The organism is Nocardioides sp. SR21, from assembly GCF_022761125.1.
In the GTDB taxonomy this organism is placed as follows: Bacteria; Actinomycetota; Actinomycetes; order Propionibacteriales; family Nocardioidaceae; genus Nocardioides.
The window spans coordinates 181,221-199,044 of record NZ_JAKWJR010000009.1; the positions used below are offsets into that span (position 1 = coordinate 181,221).

24 protein-coding genes and 1 riboswitch are annotated in these 17,824 nt (G+C 71.5%); of the genes, 19 read left to right on the top strand and 5 right to left on the bottom strand.

The window, feature by feature from the left end; all coding sequences use genetic code 11:
- Window positions 1–11: 11 nt before the first annotated feature.
- Both ligD and MJ604_RS17955 read left to right on the top strand, forming a co-directional pair.
- Window positions 12–974 carry a non-homologous end-joining DNA ligase gene (ligD, locus tag MJ604_RS17950; protein ID WP_243059949.1) on the top strand — a complete coding sequence of 321 codons (963 nt, stop codon included), beginning with the start codon at window positions 12–14 and terminating at the stop codon, window positions 972–974.
- 52 nt (window positions 975–1,026) lie between these two features.
- Window positions 1,027–1,395: a cupin domain-containing protein gene (locus MJ604_RS17955; RefSeq protein WP_243059951.1), complete on the top strand. Its 369-nt coding sequence runs from the start codon at window positions 1,027–1,029 to the stop codon at window positions 1,393–1,395.
- Between the two features lie 76 nt (window positions 1,396–1,471).
- Here MJ604_RS17955 and MJ604_RS17960 read toward each other — a convergent pair whose 3' ends face one another.
- Window positions 1,472–1,783 (bottom strand): DUF1801 domain-containing protein, encoded by a 312-nt coding sequence (locus MJ604_RS17960; RefSeq protein WP_243059952.1) that lies wholly within the window; start codon window positions 1,781–1,783, stop codon window positions 1,472–1,474.
- 22 nt (window positions 1,784–1,805) lie between these two features.
- On the opposite strand from MJ604_RS17960, the gene rpe reads away from it, so the two are divergent.
- From rpe to MJ604_RS18015, 11 genes are all read left to right on the top strand, one after another.
- On the top strand, window positions 1,806–2,468 hold the full coding sequence (gene rpe, locus MJ604_RS17965; protein ID WP_243059953.1) for a ribulose-phosphate 3-epimerase: 663 nt from the start codon (window positions 1,806–1,808) through the stop codon (window positions 2,466–2,468).
- Window positions 2,469–2,513: 45 nt separating this feature from the next.
- On the top strand, window positions 2,514–3,776 hold the full coding sequence (locus MJ604_RS17970; protein ID WP_243059955.1) for an MFS transporter: 1,263 nt from the start codon (window positions 2,514–2,516) through the stop codon (window positions 3,774–3,776).
- Window positions 3,777–3,863: 87 nt separating this feature from the next.
- Window positions 3,864–3,993: riboswitch (FMN riboswitch) on the top strand.
- Window positions 3,994–4,068: 75 nt separating this feature from the next.
- A complete protein-coding gene (gene ribD, locus MJ604_RS17975) occupies window positions 4,069–5,100 on the top strand; it encodes a bifunctional diaminohydroxyphosphoribosylaminopyrimidine deaminase/5-amino-6-(5-phosphoribosylamino)uracil reductase RibD (protein ID WP_243059956.1) in 1,032 nt (343 codons plus the stop codon).
- A gap of 1 nt (window position 5,101) precedes the next feature.
- A complete protein-coding gene (locus MJ604_RS17980; protein WP_243059957.1) occupies window positions 5,102–5,701 on the top strand; it encodes a riboflavin synthase in 600 nt (199 codons plus the stop codon).
- Window positions 5,702–5,777: 76 nt separating this feature from the next.
- Window positions 5,778–6,479: a nicotinamide riboside transporter PnuC gene (pnuC, locus tag MJ604_RS17985; RefSeq protein WP_243059958.1), complete on the top strand. Its 702-nt coding sequence runs from the start codon at window positions 5,778–5,780 to the stop codon at window positions 6,477–6,479.
- Entirely contained in the window at window positions 6,476–7,717 is a 1,242-nt protein-coding gene (locus MJ604_RS17990; protein ID WP_243059959.1) for a bifunctional 3,4-dihydroxy-2-butanone-4-phosphate synthase/GTP cyclohydrolase II, read from the top strand. Before pnuC ends, MJ604_RS17990 begins: the two co-directional genes overlap by 4 nt.
- A 1-nt stretch (window position 7,718) precedes the next feature.
- Window positions 7,719–8,204 (top strand): 6,7-dimethyl-8-ribityllumazine synthase, encoded by a 486-nt coding sequence (gene ribH, locus MJ604_RS17995; protein ID WP_243059960.1) that lies wholly within the window; start codon window positions 7,719–7,721, stop codon window positions 8,202–8,204.
- Window positions 8,205–8,214: 10 nt separating this feature from the next.
- The gene (locus tag MJ604_RS18000) at window positions 8,215–8,478 is read left to right on the top strand and encodes a phosphoribosyl-ATP diphosphatase (RefSeq protein ID WP_243059961.1); all 264 of its coding nucleotides are present in this window, start codon (window positions 8,215–8,217) and stop codon (window positions 8,476–8,478) included.
- 11 nt (window positions 8,479–8,489) lie between these two features.
- Window positions 8,490–9,338, top strand: a complete 849-nt coding sequence (gene hisG / locus MJ604_RS18005; protein WP_243059962.1) for an ATP phosphoribosyltransferase — start codon at window positions 8,490–8,492, stop codon at window positions 9,336–9,338.
- A complete protein-coding gene (locus tag MJ604_RS18010) occupies window positions 9,322–9,768 on the top strand; it encodes a PH domain-containing protein (protein ID WP_243059963.1) in 447 nt (148 codons plus the stop codon). Before hisG ends, MJ604_RS18010 begins: the two co-directional genes overlap by 17 nt.
- A complete protein-coding gene (locus MJ604_RS18015; RefSeq protein ID WP_243059964.1) occupies window positions 9,765–10,514 on the top strand; it encodes a DUF3626 domain-containing protein in 750 nt (249 codons plus the stop codon). Before MJ604_RS18010 ends, MJ604_RS18015 begins: the two co-directional genes overlap by 4 nt.
- On the opposite strand, the gene MJ604_RS18020 is transcribed toward MJ604_RS18015, so the two are convergent.
- From MJ604_RS18020 to MJ604_RS18035, 4 genes are all read right to left on the bottom strand, one after another.
- A complete protein-coding gene (locus tag MJ604_RS18020) occupies window positions 10,511–11,413 on the bottom strand; it encodes an aldose 1-epimerase family protein (RefSeq protein ID WP_243059965.1) in 903 nt (300 codons plus the stop codon). The two genes, MJ604_RS18015 and MJ604_RS18020, sit on opposite strands and share 4 nt — an antisense overlap.
- A 9-nt stretch (window positions 11,414–11,422) precedes the next feature.
- A complete protein-coding gene (locus MJ604_RS18025; RefSeq protein WP_243059966.1) occupies window positions 11,423–11,953 on the bottom strand; it encodes a uridine kinase in 531 nt (176 codons plus the stop codon).
- Window positions 11,937–13,157, bottom strand: coding sequence for an amino acid deaminase/aldolase (locus MJ604_RS18030; protein WP_243059967.1), 1,221 nt, complete (start codon window positions 13,155–13,157; stop codon window positions 11,937–11,939). The genes MJ604_RS18025 and MJ604_RS18030 overlap by 17 nt, the downstream gene beginning before the upstream one ends.
- A 76-nt stretch (window positions 13,158–13,233) precedes the next feature.
- A complete protein-coding gene (locus MJ604_RS18035; protein ID WP_243059968.1) occupies window positions 13,234–13,659 on the bottom strand; it encodes a hypothetical protein in 426 nt (141 codons plus the stop codon).
- Window positions 13,660–13,753: 94 nt separating this feature from the next.
- On the opposite strand from MJ604_RS18035, the gene MJ604_RS18040 reads away from it, so the two are divergent.
- The 6 genes from MJ604_RS18040 (at window position 13,754) to MJ604_RS18065 (ending at window position 17,802) form a co-directional block, all read left to right on the top strand.
- Entirely contained in the window at window positions 13,754–14,290 is a 537-nt protein-coding gene (locus tag MJ604_RS18040; protein WP_243059969.1) for an SseB family protein, read from the top strand.
- A gap of 267 nt (window positions 14,291–14,557) precedes the next feature.
- Window positions 14,558–15,283 carry a translation initiation factor IF-3 gene (gene infC / locus MJ604_RS18045; protein ID WP_243059997.1) on the top strand — a complete coding sequence of 242 codons (726 nt, stop codon included), beginning with the start codon at window positions 14,558–14,560 and terminating at the stop codon, window positions 15,281–15,283.
- A 79-nt stretch (window positions 15,284–15,362) separates the two neighbouring features.
- The gene (rpmI, locus tag MJ604_RS18050; RefSeq protein ID WP_028636711.1) at window positions 15,363–15,557 is read left to right on the top strand and encodes a 50S ribosomal protein L35; all 195 of its coding nucleotides are present in this window, start codon (window positions 15,363–15,365) and stop codon (window positions 15,555–15,557) included.
- A 43-nt stretch (window positions 15,558–15,600) separates the two neighbouring features.
- Window positions 15,601–15,987 carry a 50S ribosomal protein L20 gene (gene rplT, locus MJ604_RS18055; protein WP_243059970.1) on the top strand — a complete coding sequence of 129 codons (387 nt, stop codon included), beginning with the start codon at window positions 15,601–15,603 and terminating at the stop codon, window positions 15,985–15,987.
- On the top strand, window positions 15,984–16,772 hold the full coding sequence (locus MJ604_RS18060; protein ID WP_243059998.1) for an RNA methyltransferase: 789 nt from the start codon (window positions 15,984–15,986) through the stop codon (window positions 16,770–16,772). Before rplT ends, MJ604_RS18060 begins: the two co-directional genes overlap by 4 nt.
- A 10-nt stretch (window positions 16,773–16,782) precedes the next feature.
- A complete protein-coding gene (locus MJ604_RS18065; protein WP_243059971.1) occupies window positions 16,783–17,802 on the top strand; it encodes an ATP-binding protein in 1,020 nt (339 codons plus the stop codon).
- Window positions 17,803–17,824: the final 22 nt, after the last annotated feature.

The following is a 17,824-nucleotide window of genomic DNA, read 5'->3' on the forward strand; positions in this document are numbered from 1 at the left end:
AGGGTGGCCGCATGCCGTCCAAGCCCCCTGCGGTCGAGATCGAGGTCGACAACCGGGTGGTGCGGGTCAGCAAACCGGACCGGGTCTACTTCCCGGAGTCGGGGGCCACCAAGCTCGACCTGGTCGAGTACTACCTCGCCGTCGGGCCGGGCATCGTCAACGCGCTGTTCGAGCGGCCCTGCATGCTGCACCGCTTCCCGAAGGGGCTGGCCGGCGACAAGGTCCACCAGAAGCGGGTGCCGAACGGCGCGCCCCCGTGGCTCGAGACCGTCCGGCTGCACTTCCCGCGCTGGAACCGCACCGCCGACGAGCTCTGCGTGACCGAGCTCGGGTCGGTGATCTGGGCGGTGCAGATGTCGACCGTCGAGTTCCACCCCTGGAACAGCCGCCGCGACGACACCGAGAAGCCCGACGAGTGGCGCATCGACCTCGACCCGGGTCCGCTCAGCGACTACGACCAGGTGCGCCGCGTCGCCCACGTCGCGCACGAGGTCCTCGACGAGCTCGGCGCGGTCGGCTTCCCGAAGACCAGCGGCAGCAAGGGGCTGCACATCTACGTGCGGATCCGCCCCGACCACGGCTTCAAGGAGGTACGCCGCGCCGCCCTCGCGTTCGCCCGCGAGGTCGAGCGCCGCGCCCCCGACGACGTCACCACCACCTGGTGGAAGAAGGACCGCGACCCCCACCACCTGTTCGTGGACTACAACCAGAACGCCCGCGACCACACGATCGCGGCGGCGTACTCCGTCCGCGGCCTCCCCGACGCCCGCGTCTCCACCCCGGTCCGCTGGGACGAGATCGACGCCGCCGACCCGCGCGACTTCACGATCTTCACGGTCCCGGACCGGTTCGCCCAGCTCGGCGACCTGCACGCCGACATCGACGACCACGTCTTCGACATCGCCCCGCTTCTCGAGTGGGCCGACCGCGACCAGCGGTCCGGCGCCGAGGTCCCGGACGAGCCCGAGGACTGACCCTCTCCCGTCGAGAGATCAGCACCAGGCTGGCGGTCCCTAGACTCGGGACATGAACCGACCCGTCGACATCGCCGACAAGCTGTCCGCGTTCTCGGACCACTGGTCGCCGAAGGTCGTGGCCCGCCTCAACGACTACGAGATCAAGCTCGTGAAGGTCAAGGGCGAGTTCGTCTGGCACACCCACGAGGACACCGACGAGCTGTTCCTCGTGGTCGACGGGACCCTCACCATCCAGCTGCGCGACGGCGACGTGACGCTGACACCCGGGCAGCTGTACGTCGTCCCGCGCGGCGTCGAGCACTGCCCGATCGCCGACGGCGAGGTCGCCGCGATGCTGATCGAGCCCACCGGCGTGGTCAACACCGGCGATGCCGGCGGTGAGCTGACGGCCGCCTACGACGACTCGCTCCTGGGCTGACCCTCTCCCGTCGAGACGCCAGAAAGGGTCCTGGGGAGCGCTCCGGAAGGGCCGTTCCTGGTGTCTCGACGACAGATCAGCCCCGGATCTCAGCCGCCCGCAGCCGCACCATCTCGGTCAGCACGTCGTCGGGCACCGGCGCATCGGGCGTGCACTGCACCCCGCCCTTGGTGAGCGTGAACCCGTCGAGCCGGTCACCGACCGCGGACACGACCTCGGGGCTGAACGGGTAGACCCCGACGTGCGCCTTGGCCTCGCTCAGGCCGAGCAACGGCTTGCCGGACAGCCGCCAGGCGGGCATCCCGTAGCTGACCCCCTCCTCGGCCTCGGGCTCCACGCCCAGGACGATGTCGCGGACGTGGGCGAGGTACGCGTCGAAGGAGGTCACCGGCTCATTAGACTCTGCCCCCGTGGGTCACATCCAGATCACTCCGAGCATCCTGAACGCCGACTTCGCCACCCTCGGCGCCGAGGTGGCGCGGATCCCCAGCGCCGACTGGGTGCACGTGGACGTGATGGACAACCACTTCGTCCCGAACCTCACGTTCGGCCCGACGATGCTGGAGGCCCTCGCGCGCAGCACCGACGTACCCCTCGACGCACACCTGATGATCGAGGACGCCGACCGCAACGCGATGGCGTACGTCGAGGCCGGCGCCGGCTCGGTCACGTTCCACGTCGAGGCCGCGAAGGCACCGGTCCGGCTCGCCCGCGAGATCCGCGCGCACGGTGCTCGCGCCAGCATGGCGCTGCGCCCCGCGACGCCGATCGACCCCTACGAGGACCTGCTCGCCGAGCTCGACATGGTGCTGATCATGACCGTCGAGCCCGGTTTCGGCGGCCAGAAGTTCCTCGACCTCTGCCTGCCCAAGATCCGCCGCGCCCGGGAGCTGATGGACAAGCACGGCGTCGAGACCTGGCTCCAGGTCGACGGCGGCGTCTCGCTGGAGACCATCGAGCGCTGCGCCGAGGCCGGCGCCGACGTGTTCGTCGCGGGCTCGGCCGTCTACTCGGCCGACGACCCCGACCGGATGGTCACCGCGCTGCGCGCAGCCGCCGAGGCCACCCGCTAGCTGTCCGGCCGGGCGGGATCGCCTGGCCGTGCGGGAGGATGTCCTGTGAGTCGTACGCCGTTCGTCCTGCTGCTGGCGGGCAACGTGCTCTCGGGCGCCGGCAACGGCGTGGCGATGGTGGTGCTGCCGTGGCTGGTCCTCGATCTCACCGGCAGCGCCTCGGCAGCCGGTCTGGTCGCGACCGCGACCCTCCTGCCGGTGCTGGTGTCCAGCCTCGTGGTCGGGACGGTGGTGGACATGGTCGGCCGTCGACGGGTCGCCCTGCTCGCCGACGCGCTGTCCGGGCTCAGCGTCGCGGGCATCCCGTTGCTGGCGCTGCTCGGCCACCTCGACGTGGTGTCCCTGGTCCTGCTGGCGATCGTCGGCGCCGTGCTCGACCCCGCCGGGTACACCGCACGCAAGGCGATGCTGCCCGGGGCCGCGACCCGGGCCGGGCTGTCGTGGGAGCGGGCCAACGGCGTGTACGAGGCGGTCTTCGGCGCCGCCTACATCCTCGGCCCGGGAGTCGGTGGACTCCTCATCGGCCTGGTCGGTCCCGAGTCGGCCCTCTGGGCGACCGCCGTCGCGTTCGGTCTCGCCGTCGTCGCGACCTCGTTCCTGCACGTCCCGGGCGCGGGTCGTCCCGCCGTCCACGAGCGGCCGGGCAGCCTCGTGCACGGCACGCTCGAGGGTCTGGTCTTCGTCTGGCGCCAGCCGCTCCTCCGGGCCACGACCGGCCTCTGCTGCCTGGTGATCGCGGCCTACCTGCCCTTCGAGTCCGTCATCCTCCCCGTCCACTACACCGACCTCGAGCAGCCGGGGCAGCTCGGCCTGGTGGTCACGGCGATGAGTGTCGGCGGGGTCGTCGGCTCGCTGGCGACCGCGGCCGTCGTACGACGCTTCAGTCGCTACCGGGTGTTCGTGGCCAGCGTCCTGCTGGCCTGCCTCGCCCTGCTCGGTCTGGGCTTCCTCCCGGGCCTGGGCCCGATGATCGCCTTCGCCCTCCTGACCGGGCTGTTCTGGGGGCCGGTGACCCCGATCCTCGACCTCGCGATGCAGGTCCGCACGCCCGAGCCCCTGCGCGGTCGCGTGATCGGCGTGATCACCTCGGCGACGTACGCCGCCGGCCCCATCGGCCTGCTGCTCGCCGGGCCGGCCATCGACGGCTGGGGAGTGTCGACCGCGGCGCTCATCTTCGCGTCGGCGGTGCTGGCGGTCGCCGCCCTCGCCCTCCTCCAACGGAGCCTCCGCGAGCTGGACGACCTGCACGAGCCGGACGAGCTCGAAGGCACGCACGTCGCGGTGCCGACACCGCACCCGAACCACTGACGGACCGGTCGATCTCGACCTGTGGTCGGCGTCACGGCGCTCGTTCCGTGTCGCTGTGGCAGACTTCGCCCCGACGAGAATTCATTCTCGCGTGCTCTGGGGTCGGTGAAATTCCGAGCCGGCGGTGAAAGTCCGCGACCCGGTCACAGCCAGTGACCGGTTGATCAGGTGAAACTCCTGGACCGACGGTTAAAGTCCGGATGGGAAGCGCACGCAGGTGTCGTCGACACGTACGTCGTACGTGCGCGACCCGTCAGCCCCGGAGTCCGTGAGCGGACATGAGGGGCCAGCAATGACCACCACGGCAGCCGAGCGGGCCGCGATGCAGCGCGCCCTCGAGCTCGCCGCGACGCCAGGCGTCCCGCTGGGGCCCAACCCGCGCGTCGGTTGCGTGCTCCTCGACGCCGAGGGCGCCACGGTCGCCGAGGGCTACCACCGCGGCGCCGGCACCCCGCACGCCGAGGCCGACGCGCTGGCCCGTGCGGGGGAGAAGGCGCACGGCACCACCGCCGTCGTCACCCTCGAGCCCTGCAACCACCAGGGCCGCACCGGCCCCTGCGCGCAGGCGCTCGTCGACGCCGGCGTACGCCGGGTCGTCTTCGCCCAATCGGACCCGAACCCGGCCGCCGCCGGTGGAGCCGAGACCCTGCGGGCCGCCGGCATCCACGTCGAGTCAGGACTTCTGGCGGCCGAGTCCGGACTTCTGAACAAGGTCTGGACGTTCGCGGTCGAGCACGGCCGCCCGTTCGTCACCTGGAAGTTCGCGACCACCCTCGACGGCCGCAGCGCCGCGGCCGACGGCACCAGCCGCTGGGTGAGCTCGCCCGCCGCCCGCCTCGACACGCATCGGCTCCGCGCCCTCTGCGACGTGATGCTGGTCGGTACGAACACGGTCGAGGTCGACGACCCGCTGCTCACCGTGCGCGACGAGCACGAACGCCCCCTCGCGCGCCAGCCGCTGCGCGCCGTGATGGGGGAGCGCGACCTCGACCCGGGTCGCCGGATCTTCAACGACGACGCCGAGTCCGTGCACCTGCGCACCCGCGACCCCGAGCAGGCGCTGGAGCAGCTCTTCGCCCGCGACCGCCAGCACGTCTTCCTCGAGGGCGGCCCGACCCTGGCCGCCGCGTTCCTGAAGGCCGGCCTCGTCGACGAGATCGTCGTGTACGTCGCCCCGATGCTGCTCGGCGCCGGCCGCAGCGCGGTCGCTGACCTCGGAATCTCCACCATCTCCGACGCGTTCCGTCCCCGCGTCACCGACATCACCGTGCTGGAGGGGGACGAACCGAACGTTCGCCTGACCCTCGCGCCAGAAGGAGCCTGACATGTTCACCGGAATCGTCGAGGAGCTCGGCACCGTCGCCGCGGTCGAGGACCAGGGCGACGCGATCCGCCTCGGCATCAGCGCCACCACCGTGCTCGAGGGCACCGGCCTGGGCGACTCGATCTCCGTCAACGGCTGCTGCCTGACCGTCACCAGCATCGAGGGCGGCACCTGGACCGCCGACGTCATGCAGGAGACCCTCGACAAGACCAGCCTGTACGGCGTACGCCCGGGCGACGCGGTCAACCTCGAGCGCGCCGTCACCGCGGACAAGCGCCTCGGCGGGCACATCGTGCAGGGCCACGTCGACGGTGTCGGCGAGGTCGTCAGCCGGACCCCCAGCGAGCACTGGGAGGTCGTCGAGATCGCGATGCCCGAGGCGCTGAGCCGCTACCTCGTCGACAAGGGTTCGATCACCGTCGACGGCGTCAGCCTCACCGTCGTCGAGGCCGGCACCGACCGGTTCACGGTCAGCCTGATCCCCGAGACGCTCGCCCGCACCACGCTCGGCGCCCGCCAGCCCGGCGACCGGGTCAACCTCGAGGTCGACGTCATCGCCAAGTACGTCGAGCGCCTCCTGCCCTACCAGGAGCGCGCATGAGCGAGCGAAGCGAGCGAATCAATCAACGCAGCGTGCGCGGTGCCTCGTGCGCGCACGGAGCGAAGCGAGTACGCGCATGAGTTTGCTCGCGTCGCTGTACGACGCCCACCTGGACATCGCCGGCCACCCGATCACCTGGCGCGAGATCCTCGGCAACGCCTTCGGCTTCGCCTCCGCCATCGGCGGGCTGCGCCGCCGGGTCTGGGCCTGGCCGGTCGGCATCGTCGGCAACGTCCTGCTGTTCTCGGTGTTCATCGCGGCGACGTTCGACGCGCACGCCCAGCAGCCGCTCTTCGGCCAGGCCGCCCGTCAGGTCTTCTTCATCATCACCAGCATCTACGGCTGGCACCGCTGGAACCAGACCCGCCAGGCCCACGGTGGCGGTGACGCCCCGGCCGTCGACCCGCGCTGGGCCACCGCCCGCGAGCGGATGGCGTACCTCCTGGTCGCCGCCGCCGGCGTCCTCGTCTGCCAGTGGGTGTTCTCGGTCGTCGGCGCCGGCTGGCCCGCGCCGCGCTGGTACTACTGGTGCGACGCCTGGATCTTCGTCGGCTCGATGATCGCGACGTACGCGATGGCCCGCGGCTGGAACGACTTCTGGCTCGCCTGGATCGCCGTCGACCTGGTCGGCGTGCCGCTGCTCTGGCACTCGGGCTACTACCCGTCCGCGATCCTCTACGTCTTCTACGGCGGGCTCTGCATCGCCGGCTTCATCACGTGGCTGCGGGCGACCGCGGCCGCACCAGGAAACACCGAGCGCGAGAAGGTGTCAGCATGAGTGAGCACGACAAGGTCCGGCTCGACCCGATCGAGCGCGCGATCGCCGACATCGCGGCCGGCAAGGCCGTGGTGGTCGTCGACGACGAGACCCGCGAGAACGAGGGCGACATCATCTTCGCCGCCAGCAAGGCGACCCCGGAGCTGATGGCGTTCACGATCCGGCACAGCAGCGGCGTCATCTGCGTCCCGATGCCGGCCGACATGCTCGACCGGCTCGAGATCCCGCTGATGACCCCGCACAACAAGGACAAGCTGCGGACGGCGTACACGATCTCGGTCGACGCCCGCGACGGCGTCAGCACCGGCATCTCCGCCGCCGACCGCGCGCACACCGCGCGGGTGCTGGCCGACTCGGCGACCGAGCCGTGGGAGATCACCCGGCCCGGGCACGTGTTCCCGCTGCGCTACCGCGAGGGTGGCGTGCTGGTACGCCGCGGCCACACCGAGGCCGCCGTCGACCTCGCGAAGCTCGCGGGCCTCACGCCCGCCGGCGTGCTCGTGGAGGTCGTGAACGACGACGGCACGATGAAGCGCGCGCCCGAGCTGCGCGAGTTCGCCGACGAGCACGGCCTGGCGATGATCTCGATCGACGACCTGGTGCGCTACCGCCGGCGCCACGAGAACCTCGTCGAGCGGGTCGCCGAGACGCGGCTGCCCACCCGGCACGGCGACTTCACCGCGTACGGCTACAAGATCACCGTCGACGGCTCCGAGCACATCGCCCTCGTGCACGGCGACATCTCCGGGGACGAGCCGGTCCTCACGCGCGTCCACTCCGAGTGCCTGACCGGCGACGTGTTCGGCTCGGCCCGCTGCGACTGCGGTCCGCAGCTCGACGAGGCGCTGGAGCGCATCGTCGAGGAGGGCCGCGGCGTGGTGATCTACCTGCGCGGCCACGAGGGTCGCGGCATCGGGCTGGTCGCGAAGCTGCAGGCCTACCAGCTGCAGGACGGCGGCCGCGACACCGTCGACGCCAACCTCGACCTCGGCCTGCCCGCCGACGCCCGCCACTACGGCACCGCCACCCAGGTGCTGCGCGACCTCGGCATCGGCAGCGTGCGACTGATGACCAACAACCCCGACAAGGTCAGCAACCTCGAGGACTTCGGGATCCCGGTGGCGGCTCGGGTCCCGCTCACGCCGCACCCCAACGACCACAACCTGGCCTACCTGCTGACGAAGCGGGACCGGATGGGTCACGACCTTCCCAACCTCGACCTCAAGGACGGTGCCTGACATGGCTGGAGACGGAGCCCCCGGACCCGAGATCTTCGACGCGAGCGGCCTGAGCGTCGCGATCGTCGCCGCGAGCTGGCACACCCAGGTCATGGACGGTCTCATCGGCGGCGCCCAGCGCGCCCTCGCGGAGTACGGCGTCACGAGCTCGCACCTGGTGCGCGTCCCCGGCACATTCGAGCTCCCGGTGGTCGCCTCGGTGCTCGCCCAGCAGGGCTGGGACGCGGTCGTCGCCCTCGGCGTCGTCGTGCGTGGTGGCACCCCGCACTTCGACTACGTCTGCAACGCGGCGACCGACGGGCTGGTCCGCGTCGGGCTCGACCACAGCATCGCGGTCGGCTTCGGCGTGCTCACGTGCGACAACGACCAGCAGGCGCTCGACCGGGCCGGTCTCGAGCACTCGCGCGAGGACAAGGGCTTCGAGGCGGCGTCGGCCGCGCTGCTCACCGCCCGGACCCTGCGAGGGGAGGCGCGCCGTACGCCGTAGGGTTGTCGGCGTGAAGACGTTCGACGAGCTCTGGGCCGAGCTGAGTGAGAAGGCCCGGACCCGACCCGAGGGATCCGGCACCGTGCGACAGCTCGACGCCGGCGTCCATGCCACGGGGAAGAAGCTGGTCGAGGAGGCCGCCGAGTCCTGGATGGCCGCGGAGCACGAGGGCAAGGAGCGTGCGGCCGAGGAGATCAGCCAGCTGCTCTACCACGCCCAGGTCCTGATGCTGGCCGCCGGCATCGAGCTCGACGACGTCTACGCACACCTCTGAGGACGCACCCCATGGCACTGCTCCGCATCGCGGTCCCGAACAAGGGATCGCTGTCCCTGTCGGCATCCGAGATCCTGCGCGAGGCCGGCTACCGGCAGCGCGACGACTCCAAGCAGCTCACGCTGACCGACACCGAGAACGGCGTCGAGTTCTTCTACCTGCGCCCGCGCGACATCGCGCTGTACGTCGGCGAGGGCACGCTCGACGTCGGGATCACCGGCCGCGACCTGCTCACCGACTCCGGCGCCAAGGCCGACGAGGTGATGGGTCTCGGCTTCGGCCGCAGCCGGTTCCGTTTCGCCGGCCCCCAGGGCGTCTACTCCGACCTGTCCCAGCTCGCCGGGCTGCGCATCGCCACGTCGTACGTCGGCGTGGTCCGCACGTTCCTGGAGGAGCACGGCATCGACGCGACCGTGACCCGCCTCGACGGCGCCGTCGAGACCAGCATCCAGCTCGGGGTCGCCGACGTGATCGCCGACGTCGTCGAGACCGGCAGCACGCTGCGCCAGGCCGGGCTGGAGACGTTCGGCGAGACCATCCTCGACTCCGAGGCCGTGCTGGTCACCCGCAGCGGCGCGGTCCCCGACGGCTTCGAGGTCTTCCGGCGCCGGGTCGAGGGCGTCCTGGTCGCCCGCAGCTACGTGATGATGGACTACGACATCCCGACCGCGCGGGTCGAGGACGCCGTCCGGCTGACGCCGGGCATCGAGAGCCCGACCGTGGCGCCGCTCCATCGCGACGGGTGGTCTGCGGTGCGAGCGATGGTCCCGCGCGCCGGCGCCCAACGACTGATGGACGAGCTCTATGACATCGGTGCCCGCGGCATCCTCCTCACCGACATCCATGCCTGCCGACTCTGAGCTCGCGCTGCCGCACACGTGGCGGCCGTTCGGCGTGCGGATGGCCGGCACCGTCCTCGGTGTCGGCCTGCTCGTGGTGGTCGCGTTCCTCTGGATCGGCTTCGACGCCGAGACCCGCGCGAAGTTCACGACGTTCCAGCGGGGGACCGTGGTCGCGATCGGCCTGCTCGGCTTCGCGGTCTGGTTCGCCCTGGTCCGCTCGCGGGTGGTCGCCGAGGCCGAGCGCCTGGTGGTCGTCAACGGCTACAAGCGCCGGGAGTTCGAGTACGCCGAGGTCGTCGGCGTGCACCTCCCTCCCGGTGCGCCGTGGGTGACCCTCGACCTGGCCGACGGCTCGACGGTCTCGGCCATGGGCATCCAGGGCTCGGACGGTGATCGCGCGAAGCAGGCGGTCCGCGAGCTGCGCGGGGTCGTGAACGCGAAGTCGTGAAGCCGGCGATCACCCTCCAGTTCCACCCCGACTGGCCCCATCGCGACGGCAAGGTCATCGACTCGATGGCCGCGGACGGTGCCTATCTGTCGCAGTTCGCCACCGGCATCTCGAACGGCGGGCTCACGGCGTTCCCGGGAGGGGACAGGTGGCGGTGGGAGAGCCGGCTCTTCGACGGCCGGTACGACGAGGGCGAGCACGTGACCCGGCCGGTCTACGGGGCCTGGAACCGGCGGGCCGACCCGTACGGCGGCGCGATCCGCTTCGGGTCGTCGTACGTCCTGCTGCGCGCGGACGCCGTCGAGCGCTCGACGTTCTGCTTCCCGGACTCGGTGTTCGACCCGGTCGACGTGGGGGACCAGGCGCTGCTGCCGCACCTGTGCCGGATGGCCGACGAGTCGGGCTTCGACGACCTCGACGAGTGCGTCGAGGCGCACGTCCACGGGCCGGTGCGCTTCGACGCCGACGTGGACGCCGTCGTCCTCGACCCGTGCTTCGCGGGCACCGACGTCGAACGGGCCGCGGCGTCCCTCGGCTGCGCGGTCGAGTTCCACCCCGGGTTCCGCGCGTCGCCCGAGACGTTCGACCCGGCGTACCGCGGCCCCGAGGTCGTCGAGCTGGCGCGCTCGCTCGGCGACGTCCTGACGCCGAGCGTCATCGGGGACGCCGCCCGCTCGGGTGGTCACGACCCCCAGCGGATCAAGCAGGTGTGGCACTGCCTCGCCCGCTTCGGGCGGCACACCTAGACGGCGCGGATGCCCCAGGCGGTGGTGACGTCCTCGCCGGGCGCCAGGGTCACGAGGTCCTCGCCGCTGCGGAACGCGTCGGCCTGCGCCGTCATCGGCTCCACGGCCAGAGACCGCCGGGCCTTGTCGCCGGCGCCGTCGGCGCTGAACACCTGCAGCCACGGGTGCGCGCCGTCGACCCACAGCGCCACGCCCCGGCCGGACGCCGGGTCGGTGAGCACCACCGTCGCCACGCCCTCGGCGTCGCGGTCGAGGTCGGTGAACGCGTCGTTGAACGCCAGGTCCTTGATCGGCCGCGCGATCCGGAAGTCGTACTCCGTCCCCTCCACGTCCTCGCGCCCCACCGGCAGCAGCCGATCGTCGACCAGCGAGCGCGTGGACGCCGGCAGGGTGAGCTCCCACCCGTCGACCGGCCCGTCGCCGACCGCGAGGTACGGGTGCGCGCCGCTCGCGTACGGCGCCGGCGTACCGCCGATGTTGGTCGCGGACTGGGTGACGGTCAGGCCGTCGGCGGACAGGTCGTAGACCACGCGCAGGTCGAGCGTCCACGGGTAGCCGCTCTGCGCCATCAGCCGGTAGGTCAGCGACAGCGAGTTGTCGGTGTGCTCCTCGAGCGACCAGGCCACCCACCGCACCAGCCCGTGCGAGGCGTTGTTCAGCTTCGGCTCCGAGATCGGGAGCTGGAGGTCGCGGCCGCCGAACGAGTAGGCCCCGTCGCGGATCCGGTTCGGCCACGGCATCAGCAGCTGCCCGCGGCCGGCCGGCGCGATCTCGTCCTCGCCGAACCCGTCGAGGAGGGGGCGACCGTCGTGCTCGAGCAGGCGCAGCGCGCCACCGCTCTCGGTGACGACCGCGCGGTAGCCGCCGCACTCGATCTCGAACTGCTCTCCGGACAGCATGGGACGACCCTAGGTCCGGAAGCGGAGGTCCGCTCGCTCCCGGGTCCGGTTTCGGACGAACTCCTCGGCCTCCTCGGCCGCCCAGGTCTCCCAGTACGGCGCGAACGCGTCGCCGTCACGCTCGATCCCGCGCGCCATCCGCACGTCGCGCGGCGCCTCGATCCACACCAGCACCGTCACCAGGTCGGCGACGACGAGCGATCCGGCGCCGACGCCTTCGAGCACCAGCAGGGGAACGGGCGGCACGGCCACGGTCTCGGCGTACGCACCCGCGTGCCAGTCGTAGCGCCGGTACGACCCCGGCTGCCCGGTCGTGTGCGGGCGCAGCAGCCCGTCGAGCTGGGCGTCGACCGTGCGCAGCCCGGTCCAGCCCTCGATCAGCTCGTCCATGTGGATCACGGGCGCGCCGAGCCCGGCCGCGAGCGTCGTCTTGCCGGACCCGGCGGGGCCGTCGACGCAGATCAGCCGGCCGGCGCCGAGCGTGGGGGGCCGCGAGCGCGTCAGGTCGAGGACGCGCGCCGCGTCAGAAGGCCTGTCCACACCCGCGGTAGCTCGGGACGGTGTCGACGAACTCGTCACCGGACAGCAGGTGGACGGTGTTCCCGTGCTCGAAGAGCTCACCGGACTTCGCGTGGCGGAACCACACCAGGTCGCCGATCTCCAGCAGCGCGGCGGTCTTCCCGGTCAGCGGGGTCTGCACCTCACCGGCGCCCTCGAGCCCGGTCAGCTGCAGGCCGGCCGGTGCCCACGGGGTCGGCAGCCGGTCCGGACCGATCGGTCCGGACGCCACCAGGCCGCCACCGTGCACGGTCGCCATCTCGGGCGACGGCTTGCGGGTGACCGGCAGCCCGTAGAACGACGCCGCCCGCGGCTGGAAGGAGCGGTAGTGGTCGAACAGCCGGGGCACCAGCAGCCCGGAGCCGGCGGCGACCTCGGTCACCACGGGGTCGGCGGCGGAGTCCTCGACCGAGCCGGAGCCACCGGCGTTCCAGAACTCGAGGTCGGCCAGCTCCGCGATCGCGTCCGCGATCTCGCGGCGGCGTACGACGAGCTGGGCCATCGACAGCGACTTGACCTGTCGCAGGACCAGCGACTTGGCCCGCGCCGTCGGCACCTGGTCCTGCAGGCCGGCGACCTGGCCCTCGTAGGTCATCGCGCCGACCAGCGTGAAGCCGTCGCGCTCGACGATGGTGCGCGCGAGCTCGACGATCGCGCGGGTGTCCTGCAGCGGGGAGCGCTTCGGGCCGACGTGCTGGCCGGCGATCTGCAGGCCGGCGTCGACGTCGATCGCGATCCGCACCGGCACGGTGGGGGAGAAGCGGACCGAGTCGATGACGTCGAGGTGCGTGACGCTGTCGACCATCAGCGTGATCGCGGCCGCCGCGGACGGCGACGCCACCAGCTCGGCCAGCGCGCCGCGGTCGACGGTCGGGTAGGCGACCACGATGTCGTCGCTGATGCCCTGCTCGTGCAGCCACAGGGCCTCGCGCAGCGTGAAGCCGAGGACGCCCTGCATACCCGGGTGCGCGAGCGCCCGGCTGATCAGTGCCGGGACCCGCAGCGACTTCGACGCCACTCGGATCGGCTTGCCGCCGGCCCGGCGGACGAGGTCGGCGGCGTTCGCGTCGAACGCGTCCAGGTCGACGACGAACACCGGCGTCGACAGCGGCGCCCCGTGCTTGGCGACCGCGTCACCCAACCGCGACCACAGCCGGTTGCGCTCCACGAAGTCGTGCCCACTCATACGCGTACTCGCTTCGCTCCGTGCGCGCATGAGGCACTGGGCACGCTGTATTGAATGATTCGCTCGCTCCGCTCGCTCATGAGATGCCCCTCTTGCGCAGAAGCGCCTCGATCTCTGCCATGTCGTCGTCGTCGGCGAGCACCGGCTGCGACGTCGTCTTCCTGCCCTGCTTCAGCGGCTTCGCCGGCGCCGGGTCCGACCCGGCCTGGCGGGAGCGCAGCATCCCCGAGACCACGAACAGCACCAGGGACGCGCCGCCCAGCAGCACGCCGCTCCACACGAGCGGGTTCCACACGAGGTTGCCCACCCAGGTGCCGATCTCCGAGGCGATGCCGGTGACCAGCTGCAGGGTCTTGGTGAGGTACGCCGCCACCGGCAGCAGCGTGAACGCGAGCGCGCGCAGGCCGGACGCCAGGCCGCGGCGCCGGAAGGCGGTCCACGTCCAGATCGATCCGGCCACGGTGAGGCTCAGCGTCAGCGCGGCCCAGGCGGCATCGTCCACTGCTCCAGACTCCCACATCGGACGAGCTCCGACCATAATTCGGACTAGATTTGACCGATTGGACTGGACGACCGGGTCGGGGACAATGGGCGCCATGACCGAGCCCTTCGACATGCGACAGATCCCGGACCCCGGGTTCTCGGGCGACGACGGCTCGGCCGACCCGGCGCTGAGCGCGGCGCTCGCCGCCTGGGCGGCCGGCGTCGCGACCCGCGCGGACGTCATCGCGGCGCTCCAGCAGTCCCGCCTGCTCGTGCCGGTCGTCGCCGTGCTCGGCGAGGTCGAGTACGACGAGAACGGGCTGGCCCACGACAAGACCAGTGACATGGCGACCGTGCTCCTCCAGGGCGCCGACGGGCGGATGGCGCTGCTGGCGTTCACCGGCAGCCCGGCGCTGCAGGCATGGAACCCCGAGGCGCGCCCGGTGCCGACGGCCACCCCGCTCGCGGCCCAGGCCGCGCTCCAGGACGGTGCCGAGGCACTGATCGTGGACCTCACCGGCCCGGTCCGCTTCGTCGTCGAGGGCGACGACCTCCGCGGCCTCGCCCGGGGCTGGACGCTGGCCCGCGTGGGGAGCGACGTCGCCTGGGTCCGGACCAACGATTCGGCGCCGCAGGGAATCGTCGGCTAGCATTCCGTGTTGACCGATCTGTCCGCCGTACCCACGACGGGCAGATCCGCAAGCGGAGGCTCGCACGATCGCCTCCCACCCGCATCGACCGCCCTGCTCAACAGGTCGTCGGGTCCGGTCCCGAAGGCCTCGGCCCTCGGCGCGTACGACGTACGTTCCGTGGCCCGGCACTTGGTGGCAAACCCCGCGTGGGGGGCGTCGGACTGGCTTCCGCTTGCAGCTAGCGGAAGCCTTTTGTTGTTTCGGACCACCTTCTCGGGCGTGCCGATCCGCGACTGGCCTCCGGCCGAATTGCCACCAGGAGGACACATCAGCACCGAGCTGCGTATCAACGATCGGATCCGGGTTCCCGAGGTCCGACTCGTCGGACCCAACGGGGAGACGGTGGGCATCGTGCCGACCGATCAGGCCCTGAAGCTTGCCCAGGAGGCGGACCTCGACCTGGTCGAGATCGCCCCGATGGGGAAGCCGCCTGTCTGCAAGCTCATGGACTACGGCAAGTTCAAGTACGAGAACGCCCAGAAGGCTCGCGAGGCCCGTCGGAACCAGACGAACGTGATCATCAAGGAGATGAAGCTTCGTCCCAAGATCGACGCGCACGACTACGAGACCAAGAAGGGTCACGTCGTGCGGTTCCTGCGCGCCGGGGACAAGGTCAAGATCACGATCATGTTCCGCGGTCGCGAGCAGCACCGCCCCGAGCTCGGGTTCCGGCTGCTGCAGAAGCTGGCCGAGGACGTCAGCGAGCTCGGCTTCGTCGAGTCCTCGCCGAAGCAGGACGGCCGCAACATGATCATGGTGCTCGGCCCGCACAAGAAGAAGGCCGACGCCAAGGTCGACATCCAGGCGGAGAAGGAGACGCGCGCCGCCGAGCGGGCCGCCAACGAGGCCGCCGAGCAGGCTGAGCGCGACGCCGCCCACGCCGCCGGGCCGGTGGCGCAGAAGAAGGAGCGCCGTCGCTCCGAGAACCTCGATCCCGAGATCGAGGCCTGAGACCGAACCACGGATCCGGGAGGGCGCGAGCAGGTCGCGCCCACCGGAGCCCCCAGCAGGACGAGAAGAGAGAGCAGAGATGCCGAAGAACAAGACGCACTCCGGTGCGAGCAAGCGCTTCCGGGTGACCGGTTCCGGCAAGATCCTTCGCGAGAAGGCCGGCAAGCGACACAACCTCGAGAAGAAGCCCTCCAAGGTCACCCGTCGCATGACGGGCACCGTCGAGGTTGCCAAGGCCGACGTTCCCCGTGCGAAGAAGATGCTCGGTCTCTGACCAGCGCTCGCACCCAGACTTACCAAGCACCAAGGAGTAAAAAGTGGCACGCGTCAAGCGGGCAGTGAATGCCCAGAAGAAGCGCCGGGTCGTCCTCGAGCGGGCCAGCGGTTACCGCGGCCAGCGCTCGCGCCTCTACCGCAAGGCGAAGGAGCAGGTCACCCACTCGCTGGTCTACAGCTACAACGACCGGCGCAAGAACAAGGGCAACTTCCGCAAGCTGTGGATCCAGCGGATCAACGCTGCGGCTCGCGCCCAGGGCATCACCTACAACCGGTTCATCCAGGGCCTGAACCTCGCCGGTGTCGAGGTCGACCGCAAGATCCTCGCCGACCTGGCCGTCAACGACATCGCCGCGTTCAACGCGCTCGTCGAGACCGCCAAGGCCGCACTGCCCGAGGACGTCAACGCGCCCAAGGTCTCCGCCTGAGCCTCCCGCTGACGGCGGGCAACACCCGCGTCAAGGAGACCAGGAAGCTGAGCCGCCGCTCGGAACGCTCCGAGCGGCGGCTCTTCCTCGCCGACGGCCCGAAGGCCGTCGAAGGCGCTCTCGCAGTGCCGGGCTGCGTGGTCGAGGTCTTCGCCACCCCCGCCGCCACCGAGCAGTACGCCGCCCTCGCCGCGGCCGCGCCGCGCTGGACCCTCGTCGACGACCGCGCCCTCGCGTCGCTCAGCGACAGCGTCACCCCCGCCGGGGTGGTCGCGGTCTGCCGCTTCCTCGACCGCCCGGTCGAGCACGTCGCCGACGCGACGCGACTGCTGGCCATCTGCGCCGACGTACGCGATCCCGGGAACGCCGGCACCGTGATCCGCTGTGCCGACGCTGCCGGCGCCGACGGCGTGATCCTGGCCGGCAACTCGGTCGACGCGTACAACCCGAAGACGGCCCGTGCCAGCGTCGGCAGCCTCTTCCACCTCCCGCTCGCGATCGAGCCGGACCCGGTCGTCGCGGTCCGCGCCGCCCAGGCCGCCGGCCTGCAGGTGCTCGCCGCCGACGGCACCGGCGAGGTCGAGCTCGACCCCGCCTCCGACCTGCTCGCCGCACCCACGGCCTGGCTCTTCGGCAACGAGGCGTGGGGCCTGCCCACCGAGCTCGCCGAGCTCGCCGACCACCGCGTGCGGATCCCGATCTACGGCCGCGCCGAGAGCCTCAACCTGTCCACCGCCGCGGCGGTGTGCCTCTACGCGTCGGCGGGTGCGCAGCGGCGTCAGTAGCCTGTCGGACGTGACCCACACCGACCTCGACGCCCTGGCCGACGGCGCCGTGCTCGCCGGACCGGACGGTCGCGTCACGGCGATCAACACCGTCGCCGCCCGGCTGCTCGGCGCCCCCGATGACGCCCTCGGGAAGCCGCTCGACGAGGTGCTCGCCCTCCAGGACCACGCGGGGTGTGCGTGGGTCGCCACCAACACGCCGTACGAGGGCCTGCCGACGCGGACCGCGATCCCGGAGCAGGCGTGGCTGCTCCCCGACGGCACCGAGGTGCTGACGGTCGCGCGGATCCTGCGCCCGTCCCTCGACGCGCCGGTCGAGCAGGTCGCGGTCAGCATCCGCTCCGGCCGTGGCCGGGCCCGCCTCGACCGCGAGCGCTCGGACCTGGTGGCGACGGTCGCCCACGAGCTGCGATCGCCGCTCACCGGCGTGAAGGGGTTCGTGCACGCGCTGCTGAACCGCTGGGACAAGCTCAGCGACGACCAGAAGAAGCTGATGCTGACCACCGTCAGCGTCGACTCGGACCGGCTGAGCCGGCTGATCGCCGAGCTCCTCGACGTGGCCCGGCTCGACACCGGCCGGTTGCAGCTCTACCCGCGGCCCTCGGACGTCACGGTGCTCACCGGTCGGGTGGTCGACTCGGTGGCCGCGGGCACCAGCCGCACCATCGAGCTGACGACGGCCGACGGGCTGCCGCAGGTGACCGTCGACCCGGACAAGTTCACCCAGGTGGTCACCAACCTCGTGGAGAACGCGGTCCGCCACGGCGAGGGCACCGTTCGGGTGGACGTCGACCAGCACGGCGACGACGTCCGCCTCGTCGTCCGGGACGAGGGCGACGGGATCGCACCCGAGCTGCGCCGCCGGGTGTTCACGAAGTTCTGGACCGCGGGCACGGGCGGCGGGTCCGGTCTCGGGCTCTACCTGGTCCACGGACTCGTGAAGGCGCACGGCGGCACCACGACGATCGACGACGCCCCCGGGGGCGGGGCACGGATCACCGTCGACCTGCCCGTGGGTCCGCGATCGTGAACCGGTTCGCGTAGCACCGGTC